The 12,403-nt window shown below is 29.3% G+C and carries 11 protein-coding genes; 4 read left to right on the forward strand and 7 right to left on the reverse strand.

Annotation, left to right across the window (positions count from 1 at the left end):
- Positions 1-24: 24 nt before the first annotated feature.
- Positions 25-495, reverse strand: coding sequence for a precorrin-2 dehydrogenase/sirohydrochlorin ferrochelatase family protein (locus F1564_RS07630; protein WP_018450657.1), 471 nt, complete (start codon positions 493-495; stop codon positions 25-27).
- Positions 496-708: 213 nt separating this feature from the next.
- On the opposite strand from F1564_RS07630, the gene cobS reads away from it, so the two are divergent.
- Together cobS and F1564_RS07640 are read left to right on the forward strand one after the other, a co-directional pair.
- Positions 709-1,476 carry an adenosylcobinamide-GDP ribazoletransferase gene (gene cobS, locus F1564_RS07635; protein WP_018450656.1) on the forward strand — a complete coding sequence of 256 codons (768 nt, stop codon included), beginning with the start codon at positions 709-711 and terminating at the stop codon, positions 1,474-1,476.
- A 129-nt stretch (positions 1,477-1,605) separates the two neighbouring features.
- Positions 1,606-2,205 (forward strand): histidine phosphatase family protein, encoded by a 600-nt coding sequence (locus tag F1564_RS07640; protein WP_018450655.1) that lies wholly within the window; start codon positions 1,606-1,608, stop codon positions 2,203-2,205.
- Positions 2,206-2,221: 16 nt separating this feature from the next.
- On the opposite strand, the gene F1564_RS07645 is transcribed toward F1564_RS07640, so the two are convergent.
- The 4 genes from F1564_RS07645 to F1564_RS07660 form a co-directional block, all read right to left on the reverse strand.
- A complete protein-coding gene (locus F1564_RS07645) occupies positions 2,222-3,211 on the reverse strand; it encodes a nicotinate-nucleotide--dimethylbenzimidazole phosphoribosyltransferase (protein ID WP_149201933.1) in 990 nt (329 codons plus the stop codon).
- 153 nt (positions 3,212-3,364) lie between these two features.
- Entirely contained in the window at positions 3,365-4,684 is a 1,320-nt protein-coding gene (gene hemL, locus F1564_RS07650) for a glutamate-1-semialdehyde 2,1-aminomutase (protein ID WP_018450653.1), read from the reverse strand.
- Positions 4,685-5,048: 364 nt separating this feature from the next.
- Positions 5,049-5,819 carry a DeoR/GlpR family DNA-binding transcription regulator gene (locus F1564_RS07655; protein ID WP_018450652.1) on the reverse strand — a complete coding sequence of 257 codons (771 nt, stop codon included), beginning with the start codon at positions 5,817-5,819 and terminating at the stop codon, positions 5,049-5,051.
- A gap of 215 nt (positions 5,820-6,034) precedes the next feature.
- Positions 6,035-6,760: a transaldolase family protein gene (locus F1564_RS07660; RefSeq protein ID WP_040505621.1), complete on the reverse strand. Its 726-nt coding sequence runs from the start codon at positions 6,758-6,760 to the stop codon at positions 6,035-6,037.
- A gap of 545 nt (positions 6,761-7,305) precedes the next feature.
- Here F1564_RS07660 and F1564_RS07665 point away from each other — a divergent pair.
- Together F1564_RS07665 and F1564_RS07670 are read left to right on the forward strand one after the other, a co-directional pair.
- Positions 7,306-8,124, forward strand: a complete 819-nt coding sequence (locus tag F1564_RS07665) for a glycyl-radical enzyme activating protein (RefSeq protein WP_018450650.1) — start codon at positions 7,306-7,308, stop codon at positions 8,122-8,124.
- 46 nt (positions 8,125-8,170) lie between these two features.
- On the forward strand, positions 8,171-10,573 hold the full coding sequence (locus F1564_RS07670) for a glycyl radical protein (protein ID WP_018450649.1): 2,403 nt from the start codon (positions 8,171-8,173) through the stop codon (positions 10,571-10,573).
- A gap of 568 nt (positions 10,574-11,141) precedes the next feature.
- Here the strand turns inward: F1564_RS07670 and F1564_RS07675 are convergent.
- Positions 11,142-11,774, reverse strand: a complete 633-nt coding sequence (locus F1564_RS07675; RefSeq protein WP_018450648.1) for a thioredoxin family protein — start codon at positions 11,772-11,774, stop codon at positions 11,142-11,144.
- A gap of 59 nt (positions 11,775-11,833) precedes the next feature.
- On the reverse strand, positions 11,834-12,400 hold the full coding sequence (ahpC, locus tag F1564_RS07680; protein ID WP_018450647.1) for an alkyl hydroperoxide reductase subunit C: 567 nt from the start codon (positions 12,398-12,400) through the stop codon (positions 11,834-11,836).
- Positions 12,401-12,403: the final 3 nt, after the last annotated feature.

Here is a 12,403-nt window from a genome sequence, read left to right on the forward strand (position 1 = left end):
TTAAATTTAAAATCAGATATTTTTTTATTTTTCAATTCTATCCAAAACCTTTTGAATCTCACTTTTCATTGCACGTGAACGCTTACAATTTTTTCCACTTGTAGAAATTGCAATTTGAAATTCATCATTTTTTACAATTCCTCCAAACATCGAATTCATCTTAGTTTTTGAAGATACATTGTTTACTAGTATCCCTTTAGAGTCACAAATTTCAGCTATATTTTCATTCAATTCCTCATTATCTGTAGCTGCAATAACTAAAAAATACTCTTCTACAAGTTTTTCAATCTCATCTTTATTATTTTCAATTTTTCTATTATTCTCTATTTTCAAATTTTTTAGTTCCAGCAACTTCTCTTCTGGAATATTTTCCGCAATAACTCTAATATCAGCCTCATATTCCATAATTTTACTAATCTTTTTAAACGCAACTTTTCCGCCACCAATAACTAAAACTTTTTTATTTTTTAAGTTTACAAATAATGGAAACCACATATTTTAATGCTCCTTCTGTTTTTTATTTGATGACAATAGAATAACATATTCTAAACAGAAAAACAAGCAATTTAAAACATAATATTTTTTTCACTAATTTTTTACAAAAGAAGTAAAAATAACGTGATTTTTTAATATAAAAATGATAAAATAAATCTGTTTGATAACTACGAAAATAAACAAAAAAATCTAAAAAATAAAAATGGAGATATTATGAAATATATAAAAAATTTTTTTGAACAATTTATCATCCTGCTTCAATTTATGACAAGAATCCCAATACCACTAAAAATTAATTACAGTGAAAAAAAGCTCGGAAAATCAATTAAATTTTTCCCTTTAATTGGCTTAGTTATCGGCTTAATTTTATATTTTTCAAATTTTTTAATTACAGTTTATTTCAAAAATATTTTTTATAATAAAACAATAATTGCCATATTTTTAATAATTTTAGAAATCTTAATTGCAGGAATAATCCACATTGATGGGCTTGCAGATACTTTTGATGGACTATTCAGCTATGCCAAAAAAGAAAAAATGCTAGAAATTATGAAAGATTCAAGAATTGGGACAAATGGAACAGTTGTTTTAATTTTGTATTTTATCACAAAAACTGTCCTAACCTCTGAAATAATCATGATAAACCCAAAATATCTCATAATCTGTCCAATTATTGCCAGACTTTCAACCCCAGTAAACGCTGGACTTTCTAACTATGCCAGAAAATCTGGAATGAGCAATGCCATAATTTCTGAAAATGGTATATTTGAAGTGATTTTTTCACTTACTCTATCAACTATTCTGGTTTTTTTCATAATTGGCATAAAAGGAATTATTCCTATATCCATTGCATTTATATTTATAATTATTTTTATGTTAAATGTACGAAAAAAAATTGATGGAATAACTGGCGACACAATGGGAGCTTGTCTTGAACTTACTTCAATTCTAGTTTTATTTTTAGGAATTGTTTTAAGATAAGATTTTAATAATAGATAACCATACAAACTTAGAATTTAATAAAATATCCTGAGGCAAGGGGTCTTGACTCCTTGTAGAAATAAAAAAAATTAGGTTATCGAATAAAAAATAAAGAAAGGAAAAAATAAAATGACAGAAATTTTATTTATACGCCACGGTGAAACAGATTACAATAAAAAAAATTTATATTACGGGCATTTGAACCCCAGTTTGAACAAAACTGGAATTAATCAGTTAAAAAATACGAAAAAAAGGCTTGAGGGAATGAATGAAAAAATTGACATAGTTTTTTCAAGTGATTTAAAAAGATGTAGAGAAAGCCTTGAATTAATCGAACTTGATGAAAATATCAAAAAATATTTTTCAAAAGAGCTAAGAGAACTTAATTTTGGAAATATTGAGGGAAAAAGTTATAATGAAATTGGAAAAGAATTTCCGCATTATATTGATGAAATGAAAAATAATTGGAAATATTTTAAGGCTGAAGGCGGAGAAAGCCTGAATGATTTGCAAAAACGAATTGTAAAAAAAATTGATAAAATAAAAGAAAAATATCAAAATAGAAAAATTCTTATTGTAGCTCATGCTGGTGTCATTCAAGCTGTAATTAGTTATTATTTATTTAATAATTTAGATGGATATTGGAAATTTAAGCTGGATAATGGAAGTATTACAAAGATGGTTGTGACAGATGATGGGTTTATTTATTTTGATTATATAAATAGATGAAAATATTTGAATATTTCTAAACATCAGGATATTTTCTCACAACTCCAGTAATATTACAAGCTCCCTCAATCACAGGAAACATCATAACCGCCCCAGTTCCTTCCCCCAATTTCATATTCATAAAAAGCATTGGCTCTAAATCCAGCTCCTTCATAATATATTTCATTCCAGGCTCTTCACTTAAATGTGAAGCAATCATGAAATCTCGAGAAACTGGGCAGATTTTATACGAAATAAGAGCGGAAACAGCAGAAATAAAACCGTCTATCACAACAGGAACACGATTTTTAGCACATCCTAAATAAATTCCAGCCATCCCCGCAATATCCAATCCTCCAACTTTAGCCAGCACATTTATTATACTTTTTTGATATTCTTCCGTTTTAAAATTCCCAAAATTTATTTTACTTTCAAAATCTGTATTTTTTTTATCTTTTTTAATATTCTTTTTTTCTTCAGCATTTTTACTTTTTTCAAAAAAATCCAGCAATCCATTTGTTTGAATCGCCTTTTTTACAACATTTTTTTTATGTTCCAAAGTTTTATCATCAATTCCGCTACCATAACCAACAATCTCATCTATCGGCAAATCCGTAAGAACCTTCAAAACCGTACTGCTAGTCGTAGTATTCCCAATCCCCATTTCTCCAGTTGCAAATAAATTATATCCATCCTTCACAAATTCATCAACCATCTCAATCCCAGTTTCTATTGCTTTCACAGCCTGTTCATAAGTCATTGCAGCTTCTTTAACAATATTATTAGTGCCAGACTTTATAATTTTTTTTTCAATGATTCCTGAAAGATTTATCTCTTTTTTAACATCTGAACTTTCATCAGGCTTATAATTTTCGTCAATTCCTTCCATCCGAATTGCCAATTCTTCGAGCTTTCCCAGCCCTTTTGGAGTTTTTAACAAGGAATTTAGTTCTTTTTCCTTTTCTTCCATTCTATTTTCATCTAGCGGTTTTATTTTTTTTATTGTATCAAATAATAATTTCCCCATTTATTATTCCTCTATTCGTAATTTTATTATTTAGAAATGCTAACAATAAGTATTTTTCAACAAGGTATCCACCCCCTTGCCATAAAAAAATAAATAAAATATATTTTCTATTTTTCAAAATTATAAGTTTATGTAATTTTTAATAATTCAATTTTAAATATGTTTGGGTATAGTTCCAGACTTTTTAGCAATTTTTTCAAAAGTTTTTTCCATACCAGTCAATATTTTTTCCATATCTTCATCACTATGAACATAAGATACAAAATGTGCTTCATATTTTGAAGGTGGCACAATTATACCATTTTCCAGCATTGTATCAAAATATATGCTATAAAATTCACTATCTGTATTCATTGCATCTTCCAAAGTTTTTACTTTTTCCTTTGCAAAAAATATTGTGAAAAGGCTTCCAAAATAATTTACAGTTGCTGGAACATTGTATTTTTTTATTAATTCATTAATTTTATTTACTAGATTTTCTGTTTTTTTATTTATATTTTCATAAATTTCAGGATTTTCCTTTAAAATTGAAATAGTTTCTATTCCAGCTGCAACCGAAATCGGATTTCCAGAAAGTGTTCCAGCGTGATAAACATTCCCAACAGGCGAAATCAAGTCCATAATCTCTTTTTTCCCTCCAAAGCCACCAACTGGATAACCACCACCAATAATTTTACCTAAAATAGTCAAATCAGGTATAATTCCAAATATTTTTTGAACTCCTCCCAATGAAACTCTAAATCCTGAAATTACCTCATCAAAAATTAAAACAATATTTTCCTTTCGTATAATTTCACGCACTTTTTCCAAGTACTCCATTTCTGTTTCAATAAGCCCCATATTTGCTGGAATTGGCTCAATAATCACACAGGCAATATCCTTCTCACTTTCCAAAGTTTCCTTCAATTTTTCAAAATCCCCAAAAGGCAATGTTATCGTGTCTTTCACAACTCCTTCAGTAATTCCATTACTATCCTGATGTTCAAAAGTCAAAAGCCCTGAACCAGCTTTAACTAATAGCGAATCTGAATGTCCATGGTAACATCCTTCAAACTTTATAATCTTATTTTTCCCAGTAAATGCACGAGCAACTCTCACACTAGCCATTGCCGCTTCTGTCCCCGAAGTAGTCAATCTCAATTTTTCAATTGATGGAAAACAACTTTTTACAAGCTCTGCCAATTCCACTTCTTTTTTCGTAGGCAGTCCAAACGAGGTTCCCTTTTCAAGCTCTCTTTTCACGGCTTCCAAAACTTTCGGATAATTATGTCCTAGAATCATCGGTCCCCAAGACCCAATCATATCCACATACTCATTTTCATCTTCATCGTAAAGTTTACTTCCACTTCCTCTTTTAATAAAAATTGGATACTCCTTATCAACAGACTGAAATGCCCTAACTGGACTATTTACTCCGCCTGGTATTGATTTTTTCGCTTTTTCATAAATTTTTTTTGAATTATCTGTATTCATTTTTGCTTTCCTCTTTTCTTTTTTCCATTTTCTAATTTACAGCAAGACTAATTTATACTAAATCCTATTTGAAAAATAGAAAACGTATTTTATTTATTTTAGGATCAAAAAACCTTGCTAAATAGGATTTATAACAAATCCATTACTCTAACGGGAATTAGTATTAGATATATTTTATCATATTTATTTTAATTTGAAAAATATTAATCATCCTTTCAATTATACTGGAATTCTTATGGTTAAAACCACGAACATTGCTATGCTAATCAATAAAAAATGTATCTTTAAACACTAAAGTTTATTGATACATTTTTTATCTTAGTAATTTTAAAAATTTTTTATTTCCCATAAAATTTGATCAAATCTATATAATTAAAATTTCACATTCATCAAAAACTTTTTTATAGCTTTCCAAATAATCTTTCTGAGTCTTTTCACAAATAAATACATCAAAATCAGATAAATTACTAAATTTATAATTTCCTAGAATTCCTATTTTTTCATATTCAGTTGTTAAAAATATTTTTTTTGAAATATTCATTATTTCTTTTTTTGTATTTCCATCATTTACTTCAAAGTTCATAACTTTCTGAGTTTCCAGATCTATTCCAGCACTGCCAACAAAAGCCTTATCAACATTGTATTTTTTTATATAATTAATTGCTTCACTTCCAATATTGCCACCTATTTTTTTATTATATTCCCCGCCTATCATAATAATATCCACTTTAGAATCTTTATTAAAATGTGTGGTAATACTAGGCATATTTGTAATAAGAGTTATTTCTTTTTCAGAATTTGCAAGATATTCTGCCGCAATGTAATTTATACTTGTAACATCAAAAAATACAGTTTCTCCATTTTCAATATTTTCTATAATTTTTTTTGCAATAATTTCCTTTTGCTTTGTTCTATTTATGATTCTTTCCTCAAGAGTGCTTGAATGTACCAATTTTTTTAGTAAAATAGCACCTCCGTGGGTTCTTTTTAATTTTCCTTCCTGCTCCAGTCTCTTCAAATTTTTTCTTATAATAACTTCTGAAACATTAAATTTTTCTGCCAAATCAGTAACTTTTACTTTTTTTTCATTTTTTAAAATTTCTAATATTTTTTCCAGTCTTTCATCCAAAAACATACCAAATCTCCAATATTTTTTATAATTATCTAAATTATAGCAAAATTTTCAAAACTTTATTATATCTGTTCGATAACTTAATTTTTTTATTTAACAAGGGGTCAAGACCCCTTGCTTCAGAACGTTTGTTTTATTAAATTTTAAATAAATATAATTTCTGAGCAAGTCTATTAATTATGCCAGAACTAAGTTTTGAAAAGTTCAAGAAGTCAAAACTATAATAAATCAAGCAATGTCTTATCTCCATAAACTTTTTCCCAGTCTAAATTAAATGTATCCATACTCCAGTCTGTGTAAGGATGATAAATTAATTTTTCAAAAACGTCTGGAGCGACTGTTACAGATTTTGATCCAGCTAGAATTGTTTCGTGAACTTGTCTTACATTCTTAAACGAAGCTCCTAATATTTTTGGTTCAAAGATTCTTTTGTACCGTGCCAATTTTTCTTCATCAGTCTTTTTATTCATTTCAAGAATTTTATAAGCATCTTTTACAATTTCAATTCCATTTTCGCCAATGTTGTCAGAACGGTTAATATATGGAGCCATGTATTCTGCCCCTGCTTCTGCCGCTATAATTATCTGTTGTGGTGACAAAATTCCAGTTGCAGTTATTTTATGCCCATCCTTTGCCAAAATTTTCATAGCTTTTATCCCTTCAGGTGTAACAGGAATTTTTGTATATAAATTTTCTCCAAAAGTATCATGCAGAAGCTGCACTTCCTTTACTATTATTTCAGCTGTGCTTCCTACAGCCTGTGCATGCACAATTTTATCTCTTCCAACAATATCAAAAATATCGTTTATAATCTCTTTAAAATCTCTTTTTTCCTTCGCAATAATAGTAGGATTTGTAGTAACCCCTGCTATTGGAAAAATATCACTAATTTTTTTTATACTCTCCAAATTTGCCGTATCAATAAAATATTGCATTTTTATCATCCTCTCTTTTTCGTTTTTAGTTAAAACAATAATTTTATATTTTAATTAGTTTCGTTTTATTTCGATATTATTTTAATATATAATTTAAGAAAAGTCAATGCTTTTTTTCAACTTTTCTAAAAATTTTGTTTGAATAATTACTTTTTTTATGTTACATTTATTACAAAAAAAACAATCATAATACGAAAAAACAACTACAAAAGCTCGTTCAAATTGAACTGGCTTTTTCTATTTTTATTTACATATATTTTAGTTTATTTTCCTAATCATTCTACAAATTGATACTATATCAAAATCGTATATAATATAATTTTTATTCTATTTCAATTTATATTCTCTTCTGATATCTTAAATTAAAAACAACTTCAAAACTAACAAGTTTATTTCTTATTTATAAATTAAATTAACTTTCATATTTTATATAAATTTTTTTAGAAAATTAAATAAAACTGTTGACAAATTTTCAAAAATAGGATAAAATCGAAATATAAAGAAATAAATTGAAACTAAAAACATTTTTAAAAAGAAAAAGAGGGAGGTAATCTATGAGAGCGTTAGTTACAGATATTGAAAGAGGAGCTACATTTGATGGTCCAGGAATCAGAACAGTCGTGTATTTTAAAGGATGTCCGCTTAGATGTCTGTGGTGTTCCAATCCTGAAACACAGAAGCTGGAAAATGAATTTTGGGATTATAACGGCTCTCTTTATAAAGGAAACAGAACTTCATGTTCTGACTGCCTCACTACAAGTACATTAAAACAAGTTGCGAAAGATATGACTCTGGAAGAAGTTTTTACAATTGTGATGAAAGATGAAAATTTTTATAGAAATTCTGGTGGAGGAGTTACTTTAAGTGGTGGAGAAGTGCTTGTAAATTCGGCATTTGCGATAAAACTCTTTGAAAAATTAAAAGACGAGTATGTTAATACAGCGATAGAAACTACTGGATATGGAAGTTACAGAGAGCTTGAAAAATTGGCAAAGTTGACAGATACGATTTTATTTGACATAAAGCATATGGATAGTGGAAAACATAAAAAATATACCACTGTTTCAAATGAAATAATTTTGGAAAATCTTACAAAACTTTCCAAATGGCATAAAAAAATCATTATGAGATTTCCGTTTATAAAAGGAATTAACGATGATGAAAAAAACATTCACGAAACGGCAAAATTTTTAAAAAAGTTGCATTTGCTTGAAGTAAACATACTGCCCTACCACACAATGGGATTGGAAAAATATAGAAAACTAGGTCGTGAATATCCTATGAAAACACTGGAAAAACATACACAAGAAGAACTTAATAATGCTGTAAGCATAATGAAAAGTTACGGATTAAAAGCAAAATTAAATGGATAATATGAAAATTAAAGATAAATAATAAAATATATTGGAGGGAAAAGCAATGAGAGAATTTGTTTTAAAAAGCGAAAGAGTAAAGAAACTAAGAGAATCAGCTTTATCAAAATTTCCTGGTGTCAGTGTCGAAAGAGGAAGGCTTTTAACAAAAGTATATAAAGAGCATGAAGGAAAATCCAAATACATTGTTCGTGCTTATGCAGTTAAAGAAATTCTGGAAAATATGACAATTTACATAAAAGATGGGGAACTTATCGTAGGAAATCAGTCTGTAGATGAAAGAACAGCACCACTTTTCCCAGAATACGCAGTAGACTGGATTGTAGATGAAATTAATACAAAAGGAAACTTTGACCACCGTGATGGAGATAAATTTAGAATTCCTGAAGAAGAAATTCCTGAACTTTTGGAAATATGTGAATGGTGGCATGGAAAGACATTAAAAGATAAAGCACACGCTCAGATGCCACAGGAAATAAAAGAAGCTGGAATTGCAAAAATTATTCATGGTGAAGGAAATATGACTTCTGGTGACGGACATATTGTACCTGATTTTAAAAAGGTTTTGACAAAAGGGCTAAAAGGTGTAATTGAAGAAGCTAAGGCTTCTATGGAAAAAGTAGACATTACAGTTTATGGCGGGTACAATAAAATTGATTTCCTGAAAGCAGTACAAATTGTAGCACAGGCAACTATTGACTTTGCTCATAGATTTGCAAATTTGGCAAAGGAACTTGCTGAAAAGGAAACAGATCCTCAAAGAAAAGAAGAATTACTTCAAATTCAGAAAAACTGTCTAAACGTACCTGAAAATCCTGCTCAGACATTTTGGGAAGGAGTACAGGCAATCTGGTTTATTCATTTAGTAATTCAGATTGAAAGCAACGGACATTCAGCTTCTCTTGGAAGAGTGGACCAATATTTATATCCACTTTACAAAAAAGATGTACTGGAAGGCGATTTAGACAGAGAATTTGCAAAGGAAATGCTGCAATGTCTATGGGTAAAACTTTACTCTGTAATAAAAGTCCGTTCAACTTCACATTCTGGATATGGTGCAGGTTATCCGACTTATCAGAATGTTACAATTGGAGGATCAACTCCAAGCGGAAAAGATTCTACAAATGAATTAAGCTATTTAATACTGGAAAGTGTTGGAGAAAATAAGCTTACACAGCCAAACCTGTCAGCAAGATTTCACATAAATTCTCCAGAAAAATTTATCAGAAAATGTGCCGAAGTAGCAGCAACTGGTTATGGAATGCCTGCAATGCATACAGATGAAATAATAGTTCCTGCATTGTTAAACAAAGGCGTAAAAATTGAAGATGCCTACAATTATTCAATGGTTGGATGTGTAGAAGTGGCTGTTCCTGGAAAATGGGGTTACAGATGTACAGGAATGACTTTCCTGAACTTTGTAAAAGCAACTGAGCTTGTGTTAAACGACGGTTATGATGCCAGAACTGGACTTCAATTACTAAAAGCTGGAAAACTGACTGACTACGAAACTTATGAGGACTTGTGGGAAGCATGGAAAAAATATATGAAACACTATACAAAACTGTCTGTTGCACTTGATGCATTGGCTGATACACATTTAGAAGATTTTCCTGATATTTTATTATCAAGTTTAGTTGATGACTGTATTGGCAGAGGACTTTCTGCAAAAGAAGGCGGAGCTGTCTATGACATTATTTCAGGACTCCAAGTTGGAATTGCAAATGCTGCAAATTCACTATATGCTCTAAAAACAACTGTTTTTGATAAAAAAATCCTAACAAAAGAAGAAGTTTACAATGCACTTCAGACAAATTATGAAGGTGAGAACGGGGAAAGAATCAGAAAAATATTGTTAGAAGTGCCTAAATATGGTAATGATATTGATGAAGTGGATGAATTTGCTACGAACATCTACTGGACATATATTGACGAAATTCAGAAATATCATAATACAAGATATGGAAGAGGACCAATTAACGGTGGTTACGGAGTTTCAACATCTGGAATTTCTTCAAATGTTCCGATGGGAACAGTGAGCGGTGCGACTCCAGACGGAAGATACGCTTATACTCCTGCAGCAGAAGGAGGTTCTCCAACTCAAGGAACTGACACAAACGGTCCAACAGCAGTATTAAATTCTGTAAACAAATTGCCAACTCTGATGATTACAGGTGGACAGTTATTAAATCAAAAATATTCACCAGAATTAGTAAATACTCCAGAACAGTTTGAAAAATTTGTAAATATAATAAAATCATTTATAAGTTCAAAAGGATGGCATATCCAATTTAACATTATTTCAGGAAAAACATTAAAACAGGCTCAAATTGAACCTGAAAAACATAGAGATATAATAGTAAGAGTTGCTGGATACTGTGCTCAATTTGTTACACTTGACAGAACTACACAAAATGATATTATTTCGAGAACTGAACAAAGAATATAAATACATATTTTTTATGGATAAGTTTTCTCTTTATACAAGGAGCTAGTGATTTCAGCTTCTTGTATTTTTTTTTACATTGACGAATTATTAGTTTTATAAGAGACCTGTTCGATAACTATACAAACTTAGAATTTAATAAAATAAATATCTTGAAGCAAGGGGTCTTGACCCCTTGTATAATCGAACATATCTAATATAAATATCTATCTATAAGTACTTGTTTAAAAAAGAAAGAAAAAAAGTTTATACATCTATTTAAAAAATTAAAGAAAAATATGGTAATAGTAATAGATAATGCCAGATTTTATAGAAAAAGGGTATTAGAAAAAACATAGCCCATAATTTTAATATACTCGAAGAGGCAGTCATCTCTGATTTATTTGATAATTTTAAATAGGTTTAACTATACAAAAAAATTTTAATTTCAATAAATAAAAAATGTACCTTTAAACATTATAGTTTATTGATACATTTTTTAATTAATTTATAATTTCACAAGTTTTTTATTTTCTCTTTTCACAGATTTTATTTTTTAGATAAATCAATTTTTTATTACTTTAACCTTATTTTATACATTAGCAATAAGATTTATCAACTCTTCAATAGTTTTAGCACCAACTGATTTTTGCTCTCCATTTATAAATACAACTGGTACTGCCTGAATATCCTTTTCCTTTGCTTCTTCAAAGAATACTGCACTATCAACCATTGTTACTGTAATATTCTTATTATATGTTGAAATAAGATTTAAAGCTTGAATTACATCTGGACAATGTGTACAAGATAATGAAACAAATGTCTCAACATTTAAAGGCTTATCAACAGACTCAACTTTTGAAAGCTGATCTCCTTCTAATTTTTTCCCAAGCCCAGCTAATCCTAAAACTGCTAGAATAAAGCTGTTAAATTCATGTCCGCCAGGAATTCCTGAAAAATTAATTCCCGTATTTTCTCCATCCTTTAAAATTGTAAAAGATGTTGGACGAGTAATATTCGCTCTATCTAAATCAGCCTTATCATTTTCAAACGACTTTTTCACATAGTTTACTTTTTCAGAAATTGCATCAACTTCTTTTAGAAAACTATCTAATTCCTTTGATTTTTCACTATCATCTAAAAATGCGGCCAATTCAATATTTGCGTTGATTTTATCAAAATACCCTTTTAGCTGCTCTACAATATTACTATCTAATAAAGCCATTTTCCCTCCTTCTAAGTAATTTTTTTACAATTTATTTTTTTATAATTATCATAAAATTTTTAGATTTTACCTACTAGGTCTAATCCTGGTTTTAAAGTAGCTTCTCCTTCTTTCCATTTTGCTGGACAAACTAACCCTGGATTATCAGCTACGAATTTTGCAGCTTTTGCTCTTCTTACAAGTTCTGAGGCATCTCTTCCGATTCCTTCATCATTTACTTCATAAGCAACGATTTTTCCTTCTGGATTTATGATAAATGTTCCTCTGTAGGCAAGTCCACTTTCTTCATTTAATACTTCAAATTCTCTTGAAATAGCTTTTGTTGGATCTCCAATCATTGTAAATTTAACTTTTCCGATTGCTTCAGAATGATCATGCCAAGCCTTGTGTGTAAAATGAGTATCAGTACTTACTGAATAAACATTAAATCCTAATTTTTCCAATTCTTCCCTATGATCTTCCAAATCTTCCAATTCTGTAGGACATACAAAAGTAAAGTCAGCTGGGTAAAAAACCACAACATTCCATTTTCCTAAAAAGTCCTTTTCAAAGTTTACTTCTCTAAATTCTTCATTTTGGTAAGCCTGTGCTGTAAAGTTTTCAATTTTTTTTCCTATTAGTGACATAAT

Source organism: Leptotrichia shahii, assembly GCF_008327825.1.
Taxonomy (GTDB): Bacteria; Fusobacteriota; Fusobacteriia; order Fusobacteriales; family Leptotrichiaceae; genus Leptotrichia; species Leptotrichia shahii.